At 67.9% G+C, this 24,506-nt stretch carries 19 protein-coding genes; 4 read left to right on the top strand and 15 right to left on the bottom strand.

What is annotated here, in order from left to right:
• Window positions 1–172: 172 nt before the first annotated feature.
• The 7 genes from QZV81_RS09845 to gabT all read right to left on the bottom strand — a co-directional run bounded on the left by QZV81_RS09845 (window position 173) and on the right by gabT (window position 8,822).
• Window positions 173–610 carry a pyridoxamine 5'-phosphate oxidase family protein gene (locus tag QZV81_RS09845; protein WP_292836476.1) on the bottom strand — a complete coding sequence of 146 codons (438 nt, stop codon included), beginning with the start codon at window positions 608–610 and terminating at the stop codon, window positions 173–175.
• A 69-nt stretch (window positions 611–679) separates the two neighbouring features.
• Window positions 680–2,047: an NAD-dependent succinate-semialdehyde dehydrogenase gene (locus QZV81_RS09840; RefSeq protein WP_292836474.1), complete on the bottom strand. Its 1,368-nt coding sequence runs from the start codon at window positions 2,045–2,047 to the stop codon at window positions 680–682.
• Window positions 2,048–2,069: 22 nt separating this feature from the next.
• On the bottom strand, window positions 2,070–3,536 hold the full coding sequence (locus tag QZV81_RS09835; RefSeq protein ID WP_292836472.1) for an NAD-dependent succinate-semialdehyde dehydrogenase: 1,467 nt from the start codon (window positions 3,534–3,536) through the stop codon (window positions 2,070–2,072).
• The gene (locus QZV81_RS09830) at window positions 3,533–5,095 is read right to left on the bottom strand and encodes an APC family permease (RefSeq protein ID WP_292836469.1); all 1,563 of its coding nucleotides are present in this window, start codon (window positions 5,093–5,095) and stop codon (window positions 3,533–3,535) included. The genes QZV81_RS09835 and QZV81_RS09830 overlap by 4 nt, the downstream gene beginning before the upstream one ends.
• The gene (locus QZV81_RS09825; protein WP_292836467.1) at window positions 5,092–5,991 is read right to left on the bottom strand and encodes a universal stress protein; all 900 of its coding nucleotides are present in this window, start codon (window positions 5,989–5,991) and stop codon (window positions 5,092–5,094) included. The genes QZV81_RS09830 and QZV81_RS09825 overlap by 4 nt, the downstream gene beginning before the upstream one ends.
• Entirely contained in the window at window positions 5,988–7,346 is a 1,359-nt protein-coding gene (locus tag QZV81_RS09820; RefSeq protein ID WP_292836465.1) for an NAD(P)/FAD-dependent oxidoreductase, read from the bottom strand. Before QZV81_RS09820 ends, QZV81_RS09825 begins: the two co-directional genes overlap by 4 nt.
• Window positions 7,347–7,457: 111 nt before the next feature.
• On the bottom strand, window positions 7,458–8,822 hold the full coding sequence (gabT, locus tag QZV81_RS09815) for a 4-aminobutyrate--2-oxoglutarate transaminase (protein ID WP_292836463.1): 1,365 nt from the start codon (window positions 8,820–8,822) through the stop codon (window positions 7,458–7,460).
• 100 nt (window positions 8,823–8,922) lie between these two features.
• Between gabT and QZV81_RS09810 the strand changes: the two genes are divergently transcribed.
• A complete protein-coding gene (locus tag QZV81_RS09810) occupies window positions 8,923–10,452 on the top strand; it encodes a PucR family transcriptional regulator (RefSeq protein ID WP_292836461.1) in 1,530 nt (509 codons plus the stop codon).
• A gap of 53 nt (window positions 10,453–10,505) precedes the next feature.
• Here QZV81_RS09810 and QZV81_RS09805 read toward each other — a convergent pair whose 3' ends face one another.
• Entirely contained in the window at window positions 10,506–11,966 is a 1,461-nt protein-coding gene (locus tag QZV81_RS09805; protein ID WP_292836458.1) for a helix-turn-helix transcriptional regulator, read from the bottom strand.
• 286 nt (window positions 11,967–12,252) lie between these two features.
• On the opposite strand from QZV81_RS09805, the gene aceB reads away from it, so the two are divergent.
• From aceB to QZV81_RS09790, 3 genes are all read left to right on the top strand, one after another.
• Window positions 12,253–13,875, top strand: a complete 1,623-nt coding sequence (aceB, locus tag QZV81_RS09800) for a malate synthase A (protein ID WP_292836455.1) — start codon at window positions 12,253–12,255, stop codon at window positions 13,873–13,875.
• 60 nt (window positions 13,876–13,935) lie between these two features.
• Window positions 13,936–15,531 (top strand): isocitrate lyase, encoded by a 1,596-nt coding sequence (locus QZV81_RS09795; RefSeq protein WP_292836452.1) that lies wholly within the window; start codon window positions 13,936–13,938, stop codon window positions 15,529–15,531.
• Between the two features lie 119 nt (window positions 15,532–15,650).
• Complete coding sequence (locus tag QZV81_RS09790; RefSeq protein WP_292836449.1) at window positions 15,651–16,850, top strand: pyridoxal phosphate-dependent aminotransferase; 1,200 nt, start codon at window positions 15,651–15,653, stop codon at window positions 16,848–16,850.
• A 12-nt stretch (window positions 16,851–16,862) separates the two neighbouring features.
• Here the strand turns inward: QZV81_RS09790 and QZV81_RS09785 are convergent, their stop codons facing one another.
• From QZV81_RS09785 to QZV81_RS09755, 7 genes are all read right to left on the bottom strand, one after another.
• A complete protein-coding gene (locus QZV81_RS09785; protein WP_292836488.1) occupies window positions 16,863–17,999 on the bottom strand; it encodes a UDP-N-acetylmuramate dehydrogenase in 1,137 nt (378 codons plus the stop codon).
• Window positions 18,000–18,016: 17 nt separating this feature from the next.
• Window positions 18,017–18,451: a MaoC/PaaZ C-terminal domain-containing protein gene (locus QZV81_RS09780; protein WP_292836447.1), complete on the bottom strand. Its 435-nt coding sequence runs from the start codon at window positions 18,449–18,451 to the stop codon at window positions 18,017–18,019.
• A complete protein-coding gene (locus QZV81_RS09775; protein ID WP_292836443.1) occupies window positions 18,448–18,897 on the bottom strand; it encodes a MaoC family dehydratase N-terminal domain-containing protein in 450 nt (149 codons plus the stop codon). Before QZV81_RS09775 ends, QZV81_RS09780 begins: the two co-directional genes overlap by 4 nt.
• A gap of 22 nt (window positions 18,898–18,919) precedes the next feature.
• Window positions 18,920–19,705, bottom strand: a complete 786-nt coding sequence (locus QZV81_RS09770; RefSeq protein ID WP_292836440.1) for a sulfite exporter TauE/SafE family protein — start codon at window positions 19,703–19,705, stop codon at window positions 18,920–18,922.
• Window positions 19,702–21,780 carry an ABC transporter ATP-binding protein gene (locus QZV81_RS09765; protein WP_292836437.1) on the bottom strand — a complete coding sequence of 693 codons (2,079 nt, stop codon included), beginning with the start codon at window positions 21,778–21,780 and terminating at the stop codon, window positions 19,702–19,704. The genes QZV81_RS09770 and QZV81_RS09765 overlap by 4 nt, the downstream gene beginning before the upstream one ends.
• Entirely contained in the window at window positions 21,777–23,504 is a 1,728-nt protein-coding gene (locus QZV81_RS09760) for an ABC transporter ATP-binding protein (protein WP_292836434.1), read from the bottom strand. The genes QZV81_RS09765 and QZV81_RS09760 overlap by 4 nt, the downstream gene beginning before the upstream one ends.
• Before the next feature lie 146 nt (window positions 23,505–23,650).
• Entirely contained in the window at window positions 23,651–24,505 is an 855-nt protein-coding gene (locus QZV81_RS09755) for an SDR family oxidoreductase (protein WP_292836431.1), read from the bottom strand.
• Between the last annotated feature and the right edge of the window lies 1 nt (window position 24,506).

Genomic DNA, 24,506 nt, shown 5'->3' with positions numbered 1-24,506 from the left:
CCCTAAAGATCTCGCGACCCCTAAAGATCTCGCGACCTCGGAGAAGCCCGCACTCCTACCGTGTCTGAGATTGAGGAGGTCCCGATCCGCGGGCACGGCAAAAGAATGCAGACTTCAACTGCTCTCCCAGTGTACGTCATGCCTCAGCGGCAAGCGAACCCGCCCGGGCGCGTCAGTACTGCTGCACTCCGTACCGATCGGGCTCCTCGCCGCGGCGCACATCGCGCCCCGAGACGGATGCCGCGACGATCCGCACGTAGTTGTACTTGAGCGTGGGGATCCACGGTTTCAGCGGCAACCGGTCGGCCGCACTGACCTCGGCGGAAGTGTCGAGCTTCACCGCCGTGCCCCGGACGACGACACTCCAGGCGTCGACATCGGTGTAGTCATCCACCTCGAACAGCACCTCGCTGTTGATCGTGAGCTCGGTCAGCTTGCTGCCCTCAGCGGTGCGGAACACGAGGGATTCGCCGTCGACCGTGTAGTTGACCGGGAAGATGTCCAGCACGTCCCCGACCCGGGTGACCAGCCGCCCCAGCTCCTGCTCTCTCAACCGTTCCCAGCACTGGCGATCGGAGAGAAAAGTGACGGCATCCGCGTTCTCGTCCATGAGTCCATCATGGCCCGCTTCACGACTTCAGGACAGCCCCCGCGCCGAACGAGGATCGGCCGCAGGATCTCAGCCGGCGGTGCGGATGAGCTTCTTGTTGACGAACTCATCCGCGGCGAGCAGGCCCATCTCCCGGCCCGTGCCCGACCGCTTCACGCCGCCGAACGGAAGTTCGGGGCTGTCGGCGAGCACGAGGTTGACGTAGACCATGCCCGCTTCGATCCGGTCGGCCACGCGTGCGGCCTGATCGGGGTCGGTCGTGAAGACGTAGGACCCGAGACCGAACGGCGTTCCGTTCGCGATCGCGATCGCCGCATCCTCATCGGCCGCTCGATAGACGACGCCGACCGGCCCGAAGAACTCCTCACGGTACGCGTCCATCTCGGGCGTGACATCGGCCAGCACCGTGCCGCCGAAGAACGCACCCTCGCGGGTGCCGCCGGCCACGAGGGTCGCACCCTGCGCGACCGCGCGCGCGACCTGCTCCTGCAGGCGTTCGGCCGCCGCGAGCGACGAGAGCGCCCCGAGATCGGTTCCTTCGGCGAACGGATCGCCCACGGAGGCAGCGGTCATACCCGCGGTGAACTTCTCCAGGAAGTCGTCATAGAGCTCGTCGGCCACGATGAAGCGCTTGGCCGCGTTGCACGACTGACCGGTATTGTCCAGGCGAGCTTCGACCGCCGACGACACCGCCCCGTCGAGGTCGTCGGTGGACAGCAGGATGAAGGGGTCGGAGCCGCCGAGTTCGAGCACGACCTTCTTGAGGTTGCGACCGGCGATTTCGGCGACGGCCGCCCCCGCCCGCTCGGATCCGGTCAGCGAGACACCCTGCACGCGCGGGTCGGCGATGACATCGCCCGCCTGGTCGTTGGTCGCATAGACGTTGACGTACGCACCCGCGGGGAAACCGGCATCCAGGTGCAGCCGTTCGATCGCCGCCGAGGACTCCGGGCACTGCGGCGCATGCTTGAGCAGGATCGTGTTGCCCAGCAGCAGGTTCGGCGCGGCGAATCGAGCAACCTGGTAGTACGGGAAGTTCCACGGCATGATCCCGAGAAGCGGTCCGAGTGGCGCCTTGCGGATCACGGCGGTGCCGTCACCGAGGATGTCGATCGGCTGATCGGCCATGATCTTCTCGGCATTGTCGGCGTAGAACTCGGTGATGTCGGCCGCGAAATCGACCTCACCGAGCGCCGCGGCGAGGGGCTTTCCCATCTCGCGCACGATCGTGGCGGCGAGCGCCTGGCGCCGCTCCCGGTAGAGCTCGGCGACGCGGCGGATGAGCGCCGCCCGGTCCCAGACCGACGACATGCGCCCCCACGTGCGGTAGGCCGCCTCCGCGGCCGCGACGGCGCCCTGCACCTGCGCGTCGCTGAACGTGTCGTACGTGGCGAGGGTCTCGCCCGTGGCGGGATTGACGACGGCGTAGTCGCTCATGACTCTCCGATCTCGTCCCGCGTCAGGCGACGGGGATCAGGGTGTACTTGGTGGACAGGAATTCGTGGATGCCCTCGAGGCCGCCCTCGCGGCCGACCCCCGATTGCTTCACGCCACCGAACGGTGCGGCCGCATTCGAGACGACACCGACGTTGAGTCCCATCATCCCCGTCTCGAGGCGATCGATCATCCGGTGGCCGCGCGCGAGGTCCTGCGTGAAGACGTAGGACACCAGACCGTACTCCGTGTCGTTGGCCAGCCGTACGGCCTCGTCCTCGTCCTCGAAGGTCGCGATCGCGAGCACGGGGCCGAAGATCTCCTCGCGGAGGATCGCGCTGCCGGCGGCGACATCGGCAACGACCGTGGGCGCATAGAACGTGCCGGGACCCGCGATCGCGCGGCCGCCGGTGAGCAGGCGCGCGCCGCGATCGAGCGCATCCGTCACGAGCTCGTCGGCTTTCGCGACCGCCCTCTGGTCGATCAGAGGCCCGATCTGCACGGTCTCGTCCGTGCCGCGTCCGATCGTCATGGCCGACACCCGCTCGGTGATGCGCCGTGCGAACTCGTCCGCGATGGAGGTGTGCACGATGAAGCGGTTGGCGGCGGTGCATGCCTGTCCGATGTTGCGGAACTTCGCCGCCATCGCCCCGTCGACCGCTCTGTCGAGGTCGGCATCGCCGAAGACGACGAAGGGGGCGTTGCCACCCAGCTCCATCGACACCCGCAGCACGCCTTCCGCCGCCTGCGCGATGAGCTTCTTGCCGACCGGAGTCGAGCCCGTGAACGAGAGCTTGCGCAGCCGCGGATCTGCGATGATCGGGGCCGAAAGCTCGCCCGAGCGGGTCGTCGTGACGACATTGACGACACCGGCCGGCAAACCCGCATCCTGAAGCAGCTGAGCGAACAGCAGGGTCGTGAGCGGCGTGAGCTCGGGCGGCTTGATCACGACGGTGCACCCGGCCGCGAGCGCCGGGGCGATCTTGCGCGTGGCCATCGCGAGCGGGAAGTTCCAGGGCGTGATGAACAAGCACGGCCCGACCGGACGCTGCGAGACGACCACGCGCCCCGTGCCCTCCGGGTTGAGTCCGTACCGACCGGCGATGCGCACCGCTTCCTCACTGAACCAGCGCAGGAACTCACCGCCGTACGCGACCTCACCGCGCGCCTCTGCGAGCGGTTTGCCCATCTCGAGGGTCATCACGAGGGCGAGATCCTCCCGGCGCTGCTGCACCAGATCGAACGCCCGGCGGAGGATGTCGCTGCGCTCCCTCGGCGACGTCGCCGCCCACGCGTCCTGCGCCGCCACGGCGGCGTCGAGAGCGCGGATGCCGTCGTCCGCGCTCGCATCGGCGATCTCCGCGATGGCGAGACCGGTGGCCGGGTCGTAGACGGGAAAAGTCGCGCGCGACGCCGCATCCGTCCACCGCCCGTCGATCAGCAGCTGCGTGGGAAGCGAATCCCGCAGCGCGCGCTCGCTCTCCGCACTCATCGGCGCGCTCTCCGCACGCTCTCCGGGGCATCGATCGACAGGGTCTCGCCACGGAAGAACGCGGGACGCTTGATCGCCTGCCACACCATGATCGCGATGCCCACGACGATGATGAGCATGCCCAGGATGAACACGATGCCGATGCCGCCGATCTGCGACCCCGAGCCGTACGCCGGGTCCATCGAATCGATGAGCGTCGTGAAGAACAGCACCGCGAGGATCACGCCGCCCACGAGGGGGAACAAGAACGTGAAGAAGACGTTGCGCACCGAATCGAACCACTGCTTGCGGAAATACCAGACGCACGCGAACGCGGTCAGGCCGTAGTAGAAGCAGATCATCATGCCGAGCGTCAGAATCGTGTCCCACAGCGTGTCCTCGCTCACGATGCGCATGACGACATAGAACGCCGAGGCCACGACGGCCGACACGATCGTCGCGTACCCGGGGGTGAAGAAGCGCGGGCTCACCCTCGCGAATGCCGGTGGCAGCGCCCCGTAGTGCCCCATTGACAGGAGCGTGCGCGCCGGCCCCACGAACGTCGACTGCAGCGACGAGGCCGAGCTCGTGAGCACTGCCAGCGACACCAGGAAGGCGAGCGGGCCCAGCACCGGATCGGACAGGAAGAAGAAGACGTTCCCCTGGATGTCCTCGTTGCCCAGACCGAGCTCTCCCGTGCCGACGCCCGCGAACATGATCATCGCGACGGCGAGAAGCAAGTACAGCGACACGATCATGAGGACCGTCACGGTCGCCGCCCGGCCCGGCGTCTTCTCGGGGTCCTTTGTCTCCTCGTTCATCGTGAGCGTGACATCCCACCCCCAGAAGATGAAGATCGACAGGGAAAGGCCGGCCGCGAACGCGCTGAACGAGCTGACGGCGAACGGATTGAACCAGTTGAGGTCGAACGGCATGAAGTCGAATCCCCCGCCGCTGGTGGCCTGGACGATCGCGGCGACGGCGAAGATCAGCAGCACCGCCACCTGGAAGGTCACCAGGACGTACTGCAGCTTCTGGGTCGTCTGCATGTCACGATACGAGACGAGGGTCGCGGCAAGCATGAACAGCAGACACACCGTGATGTTGATCCAAGTCTCAGCCGCCATCCCCGCGATGTCGGGATTGCCGGTGATCTGCGAGATCAGCAGGAAGAGGAAGTCGACGGCGACACCGGCGAGATTGGACAGGACGAGGATCGTCGCCACGATCAGCCCCCACCCGGCCATCCAGCCGATCCAGGGCCCGAAAGCCCGGCTCGCCCAGGTGAAGGACGTGCCGGCATCCGGCATCCGGTTGTTGAGCTCGCGGTAGCCGAAGGCCACCAGGAGCATCGGGATGAAGCCGACGAGGATGATCGCCGGGATCTGTGCGCCGACGACCGACGCCGTCGGGCCGATGGCCGCCGTGAACGTGTACGCGGGCGCGATGCACGAGATCCCGATGACGACGGCGCCGAGAAGGCCGATGGTTCCGGCGCTCAGGCCCTTGCTGGACAGTCCCCCCTTGCCGTCCTGGTCGGTGGTGCCGGAGACGAGCGGTGCTGCTTCGGGTGCACTCATCGCTGTGGTCCTTCCTGGGTGCTGCCGTCCGCGTGGGTGCGGGGAACGACGATGACGGGGACGGGAACTTCGTGGAGCATCTTCGCCGCGGTGGAGCCGAGGAAGAGGCGCCGCGGCTGCGCCAGTCGGCTGGATCCGGCCAGGAGCACCTCACCGGGCTGCCAGTCGAGGTGGGCGACGGCATCCTCGATGCTCTCGCCGTCGGCGACCACGACGTCCGACACCAAGCCTTCCGGCAGGGTCGTCTGCGCGGCCGCGAGGACCTCGCCGGCTTCGGTCGTCCCGGCGATGCGGATCGCACCGGTGTCGGCCGTCGGCGGCAGGTCGACGGTCAGCAGCGACAGCAGTCGCACCGACGCTCCGGTGGATGCCGCGAGAGCCGCCGCATCCTCCATCAGCGCGTCGGCACCCGGCCGCGTGCCGACGGCGACGGTCAGGCGGGTCACGCCGGTTTCGGCGGCGATCTTGCGGGCGCCGCGAGGCACGAGCACCACGGGCACGTCCGAGGAGTGCAGCAGTTCCGTCGTCGTCGTCCCCAGCCGGTGGCGCCCGCGCGAGCCGCCATCGGCAGCGCCGACGACGATGTGCGAGGCGCCCAGCTCATCGGCCAGAGAGATCAGGCCCTCGGCGAAGGATTCCGCCGTACGCACGTGCGCGTGAGCGACGACATCCGCTGGGGTCTCGTCGATCGCGGCGGCGATCCACTGCTGCGCCTGTTCGCGCAGCAGCCGGTCATAGCCGGCATCCGGCGGTGTGATGACGCTGCGGCTGTCGGCAGGAAGGATGATCGCGACGTCGAGGACCGATCCCGTCGCGATGGCGAGGCGCGCGGCGAAGGCCACGGCATCCCGTCCGGTCTTGGTTGCCGTGTAGCCGACGACGATGTGCGCGGTCATGTGCGGTTCTCCTCCAGGATCTGCTGTGCGGCCAGGCGGCCCATGCGGATGGCGCCGTCCACGTGCTGGTAGCCGGCACCGGCGAGGTCGCTGCAGGCGAAGCGGATGGGTCCGACGGGCGTGCGCAGTTCTGAGCCGTACCGGTGCAGGCCGCCGAGGTCGAAGCTCGCGGCGTACGCGCCGCGAGTCCACTCCTCCGCGCCCCAGTCGCTCTCGTAGTAGACGATCGGGTTCATGGCCTCGGGCCCGTAGTAGTGCGACAGGGACTCGAGGATCCGCTCCTTGCGCTCATCGGCTGTGAGGCGGAAGACGTCGTCGGCGTGCTGATCGGAGACGAAGCCGACGAGGGTGCCGCGTTCGTCGGCGTGGTTGGTGTTGTCGTAGGCCTCGTGCGACAGCTCGTACGGGCTGAATGCTGTGCCGGACAGTCCCTTGTCGCGCCAGAAAGGACGGTCGTAGACCGCGTGGACCTTGATGACGAAGCCCATCGAGAGGTGCTGGTGCATCTGGTGCTGGAGGCGCGGGAGCGGCGGCATGAACGAGATCCGGCTGTAGAGCACGGGCGCCACCGCGAGCACGGCTTGACGCGCGCGAACCGTGACGCCGTCGGCGATCGCCGACACTCCCTGGTCGGACCACACGAGTGCGCGGACCGGCCGGCCGAGGAGCACGTCGCCGCCGAGGCGTTCAGCCAGCAGGATGGGGACCTGCTGCAATCCGCCCACGACACGCTTGTCGAGGATGAAATCCGCATCGACCAGGTGACTGTAGCTGCCGGCCGAAGCCGCCATCAGCAGCGACTGCAGCAGCGAGAAGCTGTGCGTCGGCTTGGTCAGCATCGCCGATCCGGTGGCGAACGCCAGATTGCGCACGGCTTCATCGTCGTCGGTCTGCGCACGCAGCCACGCGTCCCAAGAGATGCTGTCCCACTCGGCTGCCCGGTCGTGCGCCCAGGGCCGATCCGGGTCGATCTCGGCGACCATGGCATCAAGGCGCTCCGTGATCTCGGCGATGACCTTCTCGGTCTCGGGCGCGACCGGGAAGACGTCGCCCGTGAAGCGCGTGACCGTGCCGTCCGGGCCGACGTACACGGAGGCACCCTCACGGTAACGGCTGAAGGTCTCGAGCCCGAGTTCGACGACGGTCTCCTGCAGCGCCTCCTGGTCGGGACTGATCCACTGACCGCCGATCTCGAGCATCGCACCGTCGATCACATCGGTCCACAGCCGGCCGCCGACGCGGTCGCGCGCTTCCAGCACGGCGACCGACAGTCCGGCCTTCTTCAGTTCGTGGGCGGCTGTGAGGCCGGCAGCCCCCGCTCCGATGATGACGACGTCACGGGTGATCTCGGTCATACGGCGATTCCTGTTCTCTCGGGGTCGACTGCGCTGGTTGCTGTCGAGTGCGCCGGGCGGTGGATGCTTGCGAGCAGCGCGGTCGGCACGAACCGGCGCACTCGGTGGTGATCAGGCTGCCGCGAGCGCGGCGGCCACGACATCCAGGCCCTCGTGGAGCAGGTCGTCGCCGATCGACAGAGGCGGCAGGAACCGGATGACGTTGCCGTAGGTGCCGCACGTCAGGACGATGACTCCCTGCGCGATCGAGGCCTTGGCCACGGCCGCTGTCAGCGCGGCATCCGGTGCCTTCGTGGCGGGGTCGACGAACTCGGCGGCGATCATCGCACCGTACCCGCGCACCTCGCCGATCCGCGGATCATCGGCCTGCAGCGATTCGAGCCGTGCGCGCAGAATCTGGCCGATGTCTCGGGCGCGTTCGAGGAGTCCGTCCTCCTCGAAGACCTCGATCGAGGCGAGTGCGGCCGCGCACGCCACGGGGTTGCCGCCGTACGTTCCGCCCAGCCCCCCGCTGTGGGATGCGTCCATGATCTCGGCGCGGCCCGTCACGGCCGCCAGCGGCATGCCGCCCGCGATCCCCTTGGCCGTCGCGACGAGATCGGGAACGATGCCGAACAGTTCGCTCGCGAACATCGCCCCCGTGCGCGCGAACCCGGACTGCACCTCGTCGGCGATGAAGACGACGCCGTTCATACGGCACCACTCCACGATCGCCGGAAGGAATCCCTCGGCCGGGACGATGAATCCGCCCTCGCCCTGGATGGGTTCGATGATGACGGCGGCGAGGCTCTCGGCGCCGATCTGCTTCTCCATGAGCGAGATGGCGCGTGCGGCCGCTTCCGCGCCCGACAATCCGTCGCGGTACGGGTACGACATCGGCGCACGGTAGATCTCGCCGGCGAACGGTCCGAACCCGCTCTTGTACGGCATCGCCTTGGCGGTGAGCCCCATCGTGAGGTTCGTACGGCCGTGGTAGGCGTGGTCGAACGCGACGACGGCCTGACGGCCCGTCGCCTTGCGCGCGATCTTGACGGCGTTCTCGACCGCTTCGGCGCCCGAGTTGAACAGCGCCGACTTCTTCGCGTGATCGCCGGGGGTCAGCCGATTCAGCGCCTCGGCGACGGCGACATAGTCCTCGTACGGCGAGATCATGAAACAGGTGTGGGTGAACTTCGCCGCCTGGGCCGCGATCGCGGCGGCGACCCTCGGGTGCGCATTGCCGACCGTCGTGACGGCGATCCCCGAGCCCAGATCGATGAGCGAGTTGCCGTCGGCATCGATCACAACCCCACCCCCGGCCGCGACGGCGTGGATGGGCACCGTGTGACCGACGCCGGCGGCGACGGCGGCCGCTTTGCGGGCCAGGAGTTCCTGCGATCGCGGGCCGGGCAGCGCCGTCACCAGACGGCGCTCCTGCGGGAGGGTCGGGCCGCCGAGCGGGTCGGTCGCGGTCACGGTGGAGTCGATGAGGCTCATGCGGGCGAGCGTAGGGCGCGGATGCGGGCGGCCGCACCGGCCGATGTGTACATTGTTGAAAGGATGCTATACACGGCGTCTATCAGCCACGGAGGCGCGGATGAGCGAAGACCCTCAGCCCACTCTGCGTGCGCTGCTCGAGCGTCGCGATCTTCGCCTGCGCCTGGAATCCGCGGAGGACACGCTGCTTCCGGGTGCGCTGGACGCACCGCTGCGCTGGGTGCACAGCACCGACCTCGCCGATCCGACGCCGTTTCTCACCGACGACCTGCTGCTGCTGACGACCGGCACCCAGTTCGGACCCGACGCCGGAGACGACGAATACCACGCGTACATCGCGCGCCTGCACGCCCGGGGAGTTCACGGCCTGGGGTTCGGCACCGAGGTGGCGCGCGACGGCATCCCCCCGGCGCTCGCCGGCGCTTGCCGCGATGCACGGATGCCGCTGTTCGAGGTGCCCTACCGGACGCCGTTCATCGCCCTCGCCCGCGCGAACGCCGAGGCGGTCGCCGCGCAGGCCTACGCGCGCCGGACCTGGGCGTTGGCCGCGCAGCGCGCGATCTCGCTCGCGGCGCTGCGGCCCGACGGACTCGGCGCGACGGTCGCCGAGCTGGGACGCCAGCTCGAGGCGTGGACCGGCTTGTTCGATGCGACGGGGGCGCTCGTGCGCGAGCACCCGTCGGGCGCGCTCGATCCCGCCGCGCGGGCGGAAGTGGCCGAGGAGGTCGGCGCGCTGTTGCGGCGCGGGGCGCGTGCCGGATCGAGCATCGAGATCGACGGCGAGCGCTTCACACTGCAGACGCTCGGCCGCGGGGGACATCTCCGCGGCGCTGTCGTCATCGCCGGCGGTGAGCTCGACCTCGAGGGTCGCGGCGTCGTGACCTCGGTCATCGCGATGGCGGGTCTCGCGCTCGAGCAGAACGTCGGCCTCAACCGCGCTCGGGGCGTCTTGCGCGCGGGCCTCGTTCACAGCCTCCTGACCGACGATCCGAGCCTCGCCCGTCGTGTCGCCCGCGAGCTGTGGGGCGCGCTGCCGGCGGCCCCCGTCCTTGTGGCCGTCGCCGAGGTCGCACCGGCCCGTGAGGATGCCGCCGCCGATTGGCTCGAACTGCGCGCGACCGATCGCTCGATCTTCCACGGGCGCGGGCCCGAGGGCCTGGTCGTCGCCGTCGCGACGAGCGATCACGACCTGCTCGATGAGTTCGCGACCCTCTTCGACGCGACGGTCGGCGTCTCGCAACCGTGCGCCTACACCTCGTTCGCGCTCGCGCACGCGCAAGCCGTCACGGCGCACAGCCGCCACGGCGCGGCCGGTCGCCTATCGCGCTTCGACGATCTCGCCGGCGAAGGCGTGCTCGCCCAGCTGGCCGGCACCGAGGCCCGCGCCGTCGCCGCTGCGCGCCTCGCACCGCTGCGCACGCACGACGAGTCGCGCGGCACGGCCCTCCTGCGAACCGTGCGGGTGTGGCTCGAGCACGATGCGCGAATCGATGCCACCGCGCAGAGCCTCGGCATCCATCGCCACACCGTGCGGGCCCGCATCGCGCACGCGCAGACGCTGCTGAACGTCGACCTGTCGACGTTTCCCGCCCGCGCCGAGCTCTGGGCGGCTCTGGTGGCGACCGGCTGATGCGCCCCGGGCCAGCCAGAGCCCGAGCCCAGAGCCCGAGCCCAGAGCCGGCGTCAGGATGCCGGGGAGTGTGCGTCCAGGAATTCGTAGAGGTCGGTCGTGTCCACGCCGGGGAACGCACCGGTCGGGAGCGTCGCCAGCAGGGTCCGAGGAGTGCGCACATTCGGCCAGGCCTGATCACGCCACGCAGCCTCAAGTCCCCCGGGAGCTCGCCGGCAGCACACCTCGACCGCGTGCCGCGATACGCCTCGATTCGTCGTCTCACGGCCGATGAACCACTTCGTGTCGTCGAAGCGCACCCCCACGCTCACCGAATGCGCGCCCTCACTCGATGCCTCGACGCGCGCCGTGCACCAGAAGGTGCCGTTGCCGGTGTCGGTGTACTGGTAGTACGGGTTGAACTTGTCCGGCACGTCGAACACGGTACGGCTCGTCCAGCGCCGGCAGCACATCTGACCTTCGATCGAGCCGAGCCGATCCGAGGGGAAGTTCACTTCGTCGTTCTCATACGCCTTCGTGATGGTTCCCGACTCGTGCACCTTGAGGAAATGCACCGGGATGCCGAGGTGCCGGGTCGCGAGATTGGTGAACCGATGCGCGGCCGTCTCATACGAGACCGAATAGGCATCGCGGAGGTCTTCGATCGAGATGGCGCGCCGCGCCTTCGCATCCTGCAGGAATGGCACGGCGTGTGCCTCCGGGATCAGCAGCGCCCCGGTCAGGTAGTTGGTCTCGACGCGCTGACGCAGGAACTCCGCGTAGGAGCGCGGCTCGCTGTGCCCGAGGATGCGACTCGCAAGCGCCTGAAGCACGGCCGTCCGCGAGTCGCCTTTGGCCGGCACCGTGCTCGACAGATAGAGGCGGCCGTTCTTGAGATCGGCGACGCTGCGAGTCGACTGCGGGAGGTCGGCGACGTAGTGCAGCGAGAAGCCGAGGTGCGCGGCGATGTCGGACGCCGTGCGCTGCGTCAGCGGCCCGCCCGGATGATCGACCGCATCCCGGATCGCACGAGCCTGCTCTTCGAGCTCGGGGAAGTAGTTGTCCTGGCGGCGCATCAGGTACCGCAGCTCGACGTTGGCGCGGCGCGCTTCCTCGGGGGTCGCCGAGCGCTCGTCCGTGAGCCGTTCGATCTCGGCCTGCAGCGCGAGCATGGCCTGCAGCGCCTCGTCGGGCAGCGCCTTGCCGATGCGGAACGGCGCGATGCCGAGCGCCTGGAACGTGGGCCCCTTCATCGCACGCTCGAGGGCGATCTCCTGCGTGGCGCGCGCATCGAGCGGCTGCGCCTCGAGCAATTGGTCGATCGTCGTTCCGAGCGCACGGGCGATACTCTGAAGCAGCGTGAGCTTCGGCTCGCGCTTTCCGGTCTCGATCATCGACAATTGGCTGGGCGCACGTTCCACGGATGCCGCCAGATCGTCGAGAGTCATCGACCGCGCGGTGCGCAGTTGACGGATGCGACGACCAATCGTAAGCGCGTCGGCAACGTGCCCTGACCGGGTTGCTTCGATCGTCATGAACGGAATTGTGGCATGAAACGTGAATTTCGGCAAAACTTCACAGCACGAATCGTGGGCGTGTCGCGAATTCTTCACGCAAGGTAGATACATGACCACTTGCGCGCAACCCGGGCAGCGCGACATTGGCCCTGGTGGGACCCACCGAGGCCGCACAGCTCCACCGCTAGACCCCACCCCCTTGTCCCCACTGCAGCGGGGAATGTCCCACTTTCTGTCGCGCCGGCATCCCTGAAGCGACAGAAAGTGGGACATGGGTAGGTACATTCATAAGAAAGACAGGGCCATGACATCTCCCGCGACGGGCATCGCGCCCATCCAGATCACCGGCGCAATGCGCCCCCGCTATGACGAGATCCTGACGCCCGAGGCGTTGGCCTTCGTCGCCGCGCTGCACGTCCGCTTCGCCGGCCGACGCCACGACCGGCTCGCCGACCGCATGCGCCGCCGCTTCGAGATCGGCAACGGGCACGACCCGCAGTTCCGCGCCGACACGGCGCACATCCGTGAGGATGCCGACTGGCAGGTCGCCGGCGCCGGCCCGGGCCTCGAGGACCGCCGCGTCGAGATCACCGGCCCGACCGACCCGAAGATGACGATCAACGCCCTCAACTCGGGCGCGAAGGTGTGGCTGGCCGATCAGGAAGATGCGACGAGCCCCACCTGGCGCAACGTCGTCGAGGGTCAGCTGTCGCTGTACGACGCGATCCGCGGGCAGTTGTCCTACACCTCCCCCGAGGGGAAGGAATACCGCGTCACGGCTGAGAAGACCCCCACGATCGTGATGCGCCCGCGCGGCTGGCACCTCGTCGAGAAGCACCTGCGGGTCGCAGACCGCTCCGGGCGCGAAATGGCGGCATCCGGTTCGCTCGTCGACTACGGACTGTACTTCTTCCACAATGCGAAGCGCCTCATCGAAAACGGCGTCGGCCCCTACTTCTACCTGCCGAAGATCGAATCGGCCGAAGAAGCGAAGCTGTGGGATGACGTCTTCACGTTCAGCGAGGAGTACATCGGCATCCCGTACGGCACGATCCGTGCGACCGTGCTGATCGAGACCCTGCCGGCCGCGTTCGAGATGGAGGAGATCCTCTTCGAGCTCCGGCACCACATCGCGGGTCTGAACGCCGGCCGCTGGGACTACATCTTCTCGATGATCAAGAACTACCGCGGCCGCGGCGCGCGCTTCGTGCTGCCCGACCGCAGTCAGGTCACCATGACCGTGCCGTTCATGCGCGCCTACACCGAGCTGCTGGTGCAGACCTGCCACAAGCGGGGCGCGTTCGCGATCGGCGGGATGAGCGCTTTCATCCCGAACCGGCGCGATCCCGAGGTGACGGCGCTGGCGTTCGAGAAGGTCGCGGCAGACAAGAAGCGCGAGGCCGGCGACGGATTCGACGGCACGTGGGTGGCGCACCCCGACCTGATCCCCGTCGCGCAGGCGGAGTTCGACGCCGTCCTCGGCGACGCGCCCAATCAGGTCGACCGGAAGCGCCCCGAAGTCACGGTCCTCGCCTCGCAGCTGATCGACGTGCACATCGGCCTGCCGATCTCGACCGCCGGGGTGTACAGCAACGTGTCGGTCGCGATCCGCTACATCGAAGCGTGGCTGCGCGGCATCGGCGCGGTCGCGATCGACAACCTCATGGAGGATGCCGCGACCGCCGAGATCAGCCGGAGCCAGGTGTGGCAGTGGATCCACCAGGATCGCTCCACAGAGGACGGCACGCGCATCACCCGCGAGTACATCGAAGGGCTGATCGAGAGGGTGCTCGGGGAGGTTCCGCGCACCGATGGCGACCGGTTCGACGACGCCGCGGCGATTTTCCGCGAGGTCGCCCTCGGGGATGACTTCCCGACGTTCCTGACGCTGACCGCGTACGCGAACTACCTCGAAGACGCTGACTGAGCTCGACAGACACCACCGAACAGACACCACCGAACAGACACCACCGAAAGAGAACCGAACATGACCACTTACGACGACGACATCCGATCCGTCGAAGCCCTCAAGGCACAGGCCGGCTCCAGCTGGGACGCCATCAATCCCGAGTACGTCGCCCGCATGCGCGCGCAGAACCGGTTCCGGACCGGCCTCGAGATCGCCCAGTACACGGCAGACATCATGCGCCGCGACATGGCCGAGTATGACGCAGACTCGTCGGTGTACACTCAGTCGCTCGGCGTCTGGCACGGCTTCATCGGACAGCAGAAGCTCATCTCGATCAAGAAGCACTTCAAGTCCACGAACAAGCGCTACCTCTACCTCTCGGGGTGGATGGTCGCCGCCCTCCGCTCCGAGTTCGGCCCCCTGCCCGACCAGTCGATGCACGAGAAGACCTCGGTGCCCGCACTCATCGAGGAGCTCTACACGTTCCTCCGCCAGGCGGATGCCCGGGAGCTCGATCTTCTGTTCACGAAGCTCGACAACGCACGCCTGGCCGGTGACGAGACGGCCGTCGAGTTCATCCAGACGCAGATCGACACCTACGAGACGCACGTCGTGCCGATCATCGCCGACATCGACGCCGGCTTCGGCAACCCCGAGGCGACGTACCTGCTCGCCAAGAAGATGATCGAGGCGGGCGCGTGCGCCATCCAGATCGAGAACCAGGTCTCCGACGAGAAGCAGTGCGGCCACCAGGACGGCAAGGTCACGGTGCCTCACGAGGACTTCCTCGCGAAGATCAACGCCGTCCGGTATGCGTTCCTCGAGCTGGGCATCGACAACGGCGTGATCGTCGCACGCACCGACTCGCTGGGCGCCGGCCTCACGCAGAAGCTCGCCGTCTCGAGCGCGCCCGGCGACCTCGGCGACCAGTACAACTCCTTCCTCGACGTCGAGGAGATCTCGGAGGACCAGCTCAGCAACGGCGATGTCGTCATCAAGCGCGAGGGCAAGCTGCTGCGTCCCAAGCGCCTCGCGAGCAACCTCTACCAGTTCCGCGCCGGCACGGGCGAAGCGCGCTGTGTGCTCGACTGCGTCACATCGCTGCAGAACGGCGCGGACCTCCTGTGGATCGAGACCGAGAAGCCGCACATCGCACAGATCGCCGGAATGGTCGACGAGATCCGCAAGGAGATCCCCAACGCGAAGCTCGTCTACAACAACAGCCCGTCGTTCAACTGGACGCTCAATTTCCGGCAGCAGGCATACGACGCGCTCGTCGAGAAGGGCAAGGACGTGTCGGCATACGATCGTGCCGAGCTCATGGACGTCAAGTACGACGACACGGAGCTCGCGGGTCTCGCCGACGACATGATCCGTTCGTTCCAGAAGGACAGCTCGGCACGTGCCGGGATCTTCCACCACCTCATCACCCTCCCGACCTACCACACGGCCGCACTGTCGACCGACGACCTCGCGAAGGGCTACTTCGGCGAGGAGGGCATGCTCGCGTACGTCAGGGGCGTGCAGCGTCGCGAGATCCGCGAGGGCATCGCGACCGTCCGGCACCAGAACATGGCCGGCAGCGACATGGGCGACAACCACAAGGAGTACTTCGCCGGCGATGCCGCCCTCAAGGCGGGCGGCGCGGACAACACGATGAATCAGTTCAGCTGACGACATCGATTGCCACTCGAGAGGGGGTCGGATGCTTCGGCATCCGGCCCCCTCTCCCGGTGACGGGCGCCGCGATCCGCCGATCCACATCCGCACCGCGCGCGGACTACGCTCGAAGCGTGACCGAACGCGCTCCGCTCTCCCGGAAACTATCCGCCATCGCCGAGTCGGCGACCCTCAAGGTCGACGCGAAAGCCAAGGCCCTGCAGGCGGCCGGGCGGCCCGTCATCTCGTACGCGGCCGGCGAGCCCGATTTCACGACGCCTCAGTTCATCGTGGATGCCGCGGCCGAGGCCCTCCGCGACCCCGCGAACTTCCGCTACACGCCCGCCGCCGGTCTCCCGGTGCTCCGCGAGGCCATCGCCGCGAAGACCTTCCGCGACTCGGGGCTCGAGGTCTCGCCCACGCAGATCATCGTCACCAACGGCGGGAAGCAGGCCGTCTACCAGGCGTTCCAGGCCGTCGTGAACCCGGGCGACGAGGTGCTCCTCCCGGCCCCGTACTGGACGACGTACCCCGAGGCGATCGCGCTGGCCGACGGCATCCCCGTGACGGTCTTCGCCGGTGCCGACCAGGACTACAAGGTCACCGTCGACCAGCTCGAGGCGGCACGCACCGACAAGACCACGGCGCTCGTCTTCGTCTCGCCGTCCAACCCCACGGGTTCCGTGTACACGGCCGAAGAGACCCGCGAGATCGGCGAATGGGCCCTCGAGCACGGCATCTGGGTCATCAGCGACGAGATCTACCAGAACCTGGTCTACGAGGGCAAGCGGGCGGTGTCGATCGTCGAGGCGGTGCCGGACCTCGCCGGACAGACGATCCTCGTCAACGGCGTCGCGAAGACCTATGCCATGACGGGGTGGCGCGTGGGCTGGATGCTGGGGCCCGCCGACGCCATCAAGGTTGCTGCGAACCTGCAGTCGCACCTCAGCTCCAACGTCAACAACATCGCGCAGCGCGCGGCGCTCGCGGCACTGACCGGTCCGCAGACCGAGGCCGAGCAGATGCGATCGGCGTTCGACCGCCGCCGCACGATCATCGTCGCCGAGCTCGCGAAGATCCCGGGAATCACCGTTCCCAACCCCCTCGGCGCGTTCTACGTGTATCCCGACGTGACCGGACTGCTCGGACGCGAATGGGCCGGCACGACCGTGACGACATCGCTGGAACTCGCCGACCTCCTCCTGGACACCGCCGAAGTCGCGGTGGTTCCGGGCGAGGCGTTCGGACCCTCGGGCTACCTGCGCCTGTCGTATGCGCTCGGGGATGACGCACTTCTCGAGGGCATGCGGCGCCTGCAGCGCCTCTTCGCCTGACCCGCGGCGGCGCTAAAGCTCGACGCCGATGAGAATCGGTTCGGGTTGCAGAAGCAACCCGAACTCGGACTGCACCCGCAGCTGGACGTACCGAGCGAGTTCGGCCACCTCGGCGGCCGTCGCTCCGCCGCGGTTGGTCAGCGCGAGGGCGTGCTTGGTCGACAGGCCGGCGCGCGAGTGCGGCAGCCGGAACCCCTTGCGCAGGCCGGCATGCTCGATGAGCCAGGCCGCGCTGACCTTCACGTCGGGCTGCTCGGAAAGCGGCGGCGTCACGAGCCCTGCGTAGGACTCCAAGGGAATCACCTGCACCGCGTCGAGCTCGACCTGCAGCGGCCAGCGGGGGCATGCGTCGGGCAGAGTGCGGGCGAAGGATGCCGAGACCACGGCGTTCTGGAAGAACGACCCGGCGCTGAACGTATCGGGATCGCTGTCGTCGAGCACCATGCCCTTGCGCGCCCGCGTGGCCAGCACCGTCTCGCGGATCCACCCGAGTGAGACCTCGTCCTCCGCGGTCAGTCCGAGTGCGTTTCGCAGCTGCAGGCCACCGACCGGAATGTCGACCTGCCCGACGTCGGCGAGCTCGAGTGTCACGGAGATGATCACTCCGCGACGGCGGGCACCGTGCCCGTAGTGCGCTTTGAGGACGGACGTGCGAAACCCCAGTTCGAGCTCAGCCGCCGGGACGATCTCGACCTCCCCGGTGTCCTCATCGAGAAGTTCGACCTCGACGAGGGTCTCGACGATCTCCTGACCGTAGGCACCGATGTTCTGGATCGGGGCGGCGCCGACCGTTCCCGGAATGCCGGACATCGCCTCGATGCCGCGCAGTCCCGCGGTCACGGTATGGGCGACCAGGTCATCCCAATCGTGACCGGCCTGAACGCGAAGACGCACCCTGTCCTCGCGATCGGACGGGATGCGCGCGATCCCCCGGCTGCGCACGAGCACGGCCGTTCCGTCGAAAGGGTCGTCGCCGACCAGCAGGTTCGACCCCCCGCCGATCACCAGCCACGGCTCACGGTCCGCCCAGATCTGCGTCATCGCGGCGATGAGCTCTTCGCGTGTGGTGGCCTCGAGCATTCGCGCCGGCGTGCCGCCGACCCGAAGGGTCGTCAGCTCCGCGAGCGGACGCGGCGAGACCTCACGCACGCTCGGCGGCACGTCGCTCACCCCTGCAGGCGCACGCGCACCTGCGCCTTGCCGAGAACAGTCGTCTCACCTGAGATCACGGTCAGGTCGATCCGTGCGACAGCATCGTCGAGTGCGCCGACCTTCGCCGACACCACGAGGTCGGCGCCCGACTCGGCGTCGACGACGACGGGGCGGGTGAACCGTACGCCGTAATCGAGGATGCGGCCCGAATCGCCCATCCAGGAAACGAGCGTCTCCACCGCGAGGCCCATCGTGAGCATGCCGTGCGCGAGCACGCCGGGAAGCCCGACGGCGGAGGCGACATCGTCGCGGTAGTGGATCGGGTTGAAGTCGCCCGATGCCCCGGCGTAGCGGACGAGCGACTCACGGGTGAGGTGGACCGTGCGTTCGGCGACCACGTCGCCGATCTTCAGGGCGCCACCCGAACCGAGCGAAGCTGTCGGCGTCATGCGACCTCGCCTCCGATCAGCAGCACCGAGGTGGCCGTGACGACGTGTGCGCCCGCGGCATCCGTGATCTCGGCGACGCTGGTGACCATGGCGCCCGTTCCGAACGGGCGGACGTTCGTGATCTCCAGCTGCGCGACCAGCTCGTCACCGGCGACGATCGGCCGCGTATAGCGGAAACGCTGCTCGGCGTGCACGGTGCGCTCCAGAGCGATACCCGAATCCGGCTCGGCCAGCAGCTGCTGCAGCGTCAGGTCTTGGATCACCATCGCGAATGTCGGCGGTGCGACGACGTCGGGGTACCCGAGCGCGCGAGCCGCGGCGGGATCGACGTGCTGCGGGTCTTCCGCGAAGACGGCGCGCGCGAACTCCCGCACCTTCTCACGGCCGACCAGGTAGGGCGCAGTCGGCGCGAACGCGCGACCGACCAGATCAGTATTGACGGACACGCTTCGATCCTATCGAGGCGTCTCAGCGCGCACGTCGGGCACGGACCGCACGCACCGCCATCTGCGCGGCGATGAAGGTCAGGAAGACGGCGAACAGGATGTTGGCGGTCAGCGGTTGCACCAGCGTCGCGATCCACGCACCGAGCGCCGTGGTCGTGCTCGCGGAGACCCCGACGAGCGCGGCCGCGAGAAGATCGACGTTGTGGCGGCGGAGATTTCCGATCGTCCCGGAGATCGCGGTCGGGATCATCATCAGCAGCGATGTCCCCTTCGCGATCAGGTCGCTCGAACCGAAGAGGAACATCAGGGCGGGGACCACGACGATGCCGCCCCCCACGCCCAGCAGTCCCGAGAGGATGCCGGTGACCACGCCCAAGGCGACGAGGCCGAGCCCACTCCCCCAGGTCAGCGGCAGCTCCGCCTCGCGGGAGGGGACGATGACGAACAGGGTCGCGATGACGACCGCGAGAAACCCCACGAATCCCCAGCGGAGTGCGTTCTGCGGCACACGGACGAGGAGCCACGTGCCCACCTGCGCGCCGAAGACCGCGCCGAGCGCGAGGATCAGCGCGGGGATCCATGCGACCGAGTCATGCACGGCGTACGAGATGACCCCGACGGCGGCGGTGGGCACGATCGCGGCGAGCGAGGTGCCCGCCGCGAGGCGCTGATCGAACGCGAGCAAGAGGACGAGCATCGGCACGATCACCGTTCCTCCGCCGACGCCGAAGAGGCCCGACAGCAGTCCGGCCGCAAGGCCCACGCCCACGCCCGAGATGATGAACCGTGGGGACCGGCGAACGCTCATGCCGTTCCCCCTGCCGGACTCACGCTCTGATCCTCGAGCGCGCGGTCGTCCGCGGAGCTCGGATCGGCGGCCGCCTGTTCGAACTGCGCTCGATACAGTCGCCAGTACGCGCCTTCGGCCGCAATGAGCTGCTCATGTGTCCCTTTCTCAACGATGTCACCGTGCTCCATCACGAGGATGAGGTCCGCGTCGCGGATGGTCGAGAGTCGGTGCGCGATCACGAACGAGGTGCGGCCCGCGCGCAGCGCGTTCATCGCGTGCTGCAGAAGCAGTTCGGTCCGGGTGTCTACCGAGCTCGTCGCTTCATCGAGGATCAGCACGCTCGGTTCCGCCACGAACGCACGGGCGATCGTGATGAGCTGCTTCTCGCCGGCCGAGACGTTGGCGGCATCCTCGTCGAGCACGGTGTCGTAACCGTCGGGCAGGGCGTGTACGAAACGGTCGACGCGCGTGGCGACGGCGGCCTCTTCGACCTCCAGGTCCGTAGCGGATTGCCTGCCGTAGCGGATGTTCTCACGGATCGAACCGGCGAACAGCCACGGATCCTGCAGCACCATCCCCGTGCGGGAGCGCACGTCGTCACGGGTGAGCTCGGCGATGTCCTGACCGTCCAGGAGGATGCGCCCGCCATCCAGCTCATAGAAGCGCATGAGCAGGTTGACGAGGGTCGTCTTCCCTGCCCCGGTGGGTCCGACGATCGCGACCGTCTGCCCGGGCTCGACCCGGAAGGACAGATCACGGATGAGCGGCTTGTCGGGCGCGTACGAGAATGCGACATGCTCGAACTCGATGACCCCGCGGCCGGTCTGCAGCGCTGGGGCGTCGGCGGGATCCGGCTCCTGCTCCGGTTCATCCAGCAGCTCGAAGACTCGCTCCGCCGACGCCGTGCCGGACTGGACGACCGCAGCCATGCCGCCGAGCTCGGACAACGGCTGCGTGAACTGCTGCGAGTACTGGATGAACGCCTGCACATCGCCGAGTCGGAGCTGGCCGGAGGCGACCATGAGTCCGCCGAGCACCGCGATGCCCACATAGCTCAGGCTGCCGATGAACATCATCGCCGGCATCATGAGACCCGACAGGAACTGCGCCTTGAACGCAGCCTGGTAGAGCTCCTCGTTCTCCTGCTGGAACTTCTCGCGCGAATCCTGCTCGCGACCGTATACGCGCACGAGCGCGTGACCCGAGAAAGACTCTTCGACCCGGGCGTTCAGTCGCCCGACCTTTCGCCACTGCGTCGCGAACGCCTTCTGCGAGCGCGGGCCGATGACTCCGAAGACGACGGCCATGAGCGGCAGGGCGACCAGAGCGACGAGGGCGAGCTGCCACGAGATCGAGAACATCATCACGAGCACTCCGACGACGGTGAGCACGTTGGTCACGGCGGTCGAGAAGGCCTGCTGCATCGTCTGAGAGATGTTGTCGATGTCGTTGGTCACCCGCGAAATCAGCTCACCGCGCTGGACGCGATCGAAGTGCGACAGCGGCAGCCGGTTGATCTTCGCCTCGACGTCTTCACGCAGTCGCCACATCGTGCGCACCATGATGATGTTGATGACATAACCCTGCAGATAGGTGAGGATGGCCGAGACGAGATAGATGACCAGGACCGCGACCACGACCCCCTTCAGCCTCTCGAAGTCGACACCCACGCCCACCTGAAAGTCGTTCATCGCAGCGACCATGTTGGCCGCGTCGGTCTGTCCGGCCGAGCGCAGCGCCTCGACGACCTGGGTCTGCGTCGCTCCCGCGGGGAACTGCCCGCCGAGGCTCGCCGAAACCACTCCCTCGAAGATGACGTTGGTCGCTTCGCCGAGCACCTTCGGCGCGATGACGGCCAGGACGACTCCGACCGCGCCGAGCGCCGAGACGAAGAGGAACGCCCACTTCGACGGACCGAGCAACCCGATCAGCCGGCCGAAGCTCCGGCCGAAGTTCGCAGCCTTGCCGGGTGCGACCGAGTCCCAGTCACCCGAGTTGAGCCTGGCCTGCTCGGCGAGCTCGAGTTCGTAACGTTCCTCATCGCTGACGCCCTCGACGGTTCCTGCACCCGTCGAGGGATCTCCCGCGCTCATGCGTCGACCCCGAGCTGTGATTGGACGATCTCGCGGTAGGTCTCGTTCGACGCGACGAGCTCGTCGTGGGTCCCCATGCCGACCATCTGACCGTCATCGAGCACGACGATGCGGTCGGCGTCGGTGATCGTGGAGATGCGCTGGGCGACGACGATCTTGGTCACCCCCGGCAACTCGCGCCAGAGCGCTTGCCTCAGGCGCGCATCCGTGGCGACGTCGAGAGCTGAGAACGAGTCGTCGAACACGAGGACATCCGGCCGGTGGATGATCGCTCGCGCGATCGACAGGCGCTGCCGCTGACCTCCCGACACGTTCGTGCCGCCCTGCGAGATGCGGGCGCCCAGTCCGCCGTCCATCTCGGCGACGAAGTCCTTGCCCTGTGCGATCTCGAGAGCGTTCCAGAGCTCCTCGTCGGTGGCGTCTTCGCGACCGAATCGAAGATTGGATGCGACGGTACCGGCGAACAGGAACGCGCGCTGCGGGACGAAGCCGATCCCCTGCCACATCCGGTCGAGATCGGCTTCGCGCACATCGACGCCGCTGACGCGCACCGTGCCGCCGGTGACGTCGAACAACCGCGGGATGAGTGAGACGAGAGTCGTCTTTCCCGAGCCCGTGGACCCGACGATCGCGACGGTCGACCCCGCTTCCGCCCGGAAGGAGATGCCCCGCAGCACCGGGACCTCGGCGCCGGGATAAGCGAAGGACACGTCGTCGAACTCGACCGAACCCGGAGTGGGGAAGGTCGTCACCGGGTGCTCGGGGCGATGCAGCGCGTCGGAGGAGTCGAGCACCTCGCCGATGCGGTCGGCCGAAACGGCGGCACGGGGGATCATGATCGTCATGAACGTCGCCATCAGCACACCCATCAGGATCTGACCGACGTACTGCATGAAGGCGAAGAGCGTGCCGATCTCGACGTTGCCGGCGTCGACCTGGATGCCGCCGAACCAGATCACGCCCACGACCGTGACGTTGAGCACCAGCATCGCCAGTGGGAACATGATCACGAACAGCGCGCCGACCTTGCGTCCGACGATCATGATGTCGGTGTTGGCGACTCGGAACCTCGCCTCCTCGATGCGCTCCCGAACGAAGGCACGCACGACCCGAACGCCGGTGAGCTGCTCCCGCATGACCAGGTTGACGGTGTCGAGCTTGCTCTGGTACTGCCGGAACAACGGCACCATGCGGCTGATGATGAAGCCCGCGAGAGCCAGAAGCACCGGGACGGCGACCCCGATGAGCCAGCTGAGCCCGACATCCTGCCGCAGCGCCATGATGACGCCGCCGATCGCCAGGAGCGGTGCGGTGATGAGCATCGTCGCGCCCATCATCGCGAGCATCTGAACCTGTTGGACATCGTTCGTATTGCGGGTGATCAGCGTGCCCGCTCCGAACGTCGACACCTCTCGCTCGGAGAAGCCGCTGACTTTTTCGTAGACGTCGCGGCGGATGTCACGCCCTGCGCTCATCGCGGCGCGCGCGGCGAAGTAGGTCGCGATGATCGACGCGATGATCTGACCGAACGCGATCGCGAGCATGAACCCGCCGCGCGACCAGATATAGGCCGTGTCGCCGGTTGAGACGCCGTTGTCGATGATGTCAGCGTTCAGCCGGGGCAGGTACAGCGAGGCCATCGCGGACAGGAACTGAAAGACCAGGATCCCTGCGAGCCACGGCTTATACGCGCCGAGATAGCGGACGAGGAGTTTTCCGAGCATGCGCGTGACTCCGTTGCTGCGAGGGCAGGGTTCTGCGGGGGCGGTATTGCTGCCAGGGCGGGGACGGTCCATGCTATCGCCACCCCCCGACATCCATCCCCGCGAGGGCGCCCCCGCCACACCGGGACGTCTTCGCGGGCGAGCCGTCAGACGAGAGTGCGCAGTGCCTCCACCAACGGTGTCGTGGGACGGCCGATGAGGCGCGACAGCGTGGTGTCGTCACTGTCGAGAGCCCCGGCGGCGATTCCGGCGTCGAGCGCGGCGACGAACCCGGCGGTGCCCTCATCGAGCCCGAACGAGGTCAGCAGCGCGATCTGCGCCGCCGTGTCGATGCGACGGTAGACGACCTCCCGTCCGAGGACCTCGCCCATCGCGGCCGCAAGGTCGTCGTAGTCCCAGGCGACGTCACCGGCCAGCTCGTACGTCGTGTCGATGTGTCCGTCCTCGAGCGCCACGACGGCGACGGCCTCCGCGAAGTCTCGACGGCTGGCGCTCGCGACGCGGGCGTCGCCGACGCTTGCGGTGACCTCGCCGCTCTGAGCGGCGGCTGCGAGATCCTGTGCATAGTTCTCGGAGTACCAGTCGTTGCGGAGGATCACGTACGGCAGGCCGGACGCTCGGATCGCCTGCTCCGTCTGGACGTGCTCGGGGGCGAGGACCAGCGGGCTCTCGGTCGCGCGCGTGAGACTGGTGTAGATGAGCTTGCCCACTCCCGCCGCAACGGCCGCATCGATGACGGCGCTGTGCTGCTGGAACCGCTTTCCCACTTCCGAACCCGACACGAGTGCGACGGTGTCGACATCCTCCAGCGCCGCTGCGACGGAGTGCGGGTCGTCGTAGTCGAGGGGGACGACGCGGACTCCCTTCTCCGCGAGGTCGGCGGCCTTCTCGACCGTGCGTGCGCCGGCGACGATGTCGGTCGGAGCCGCTCCGCGTGCGAGGAGGCTTTCGACGATGAGACGACCCAGGTGCCCGCTTGCTCCGGTGACGAGAATGGTCATT

Origin of the sequence: Microbacterium sp. (assembly GCF_011620665.1) — a bacterium.
In the GTDB taxonomy this organism is placed as follows: Bacteria; Actinomycetota; Actinomycetes; order Actinomycetales; family Microbacteriaceae; genus Microbacterium.
The sequence above is the reverse complement of the archived record's forward strand: the minus strand, read 5'-3'. Positions and strand labels throughout refer to the sequence as shown.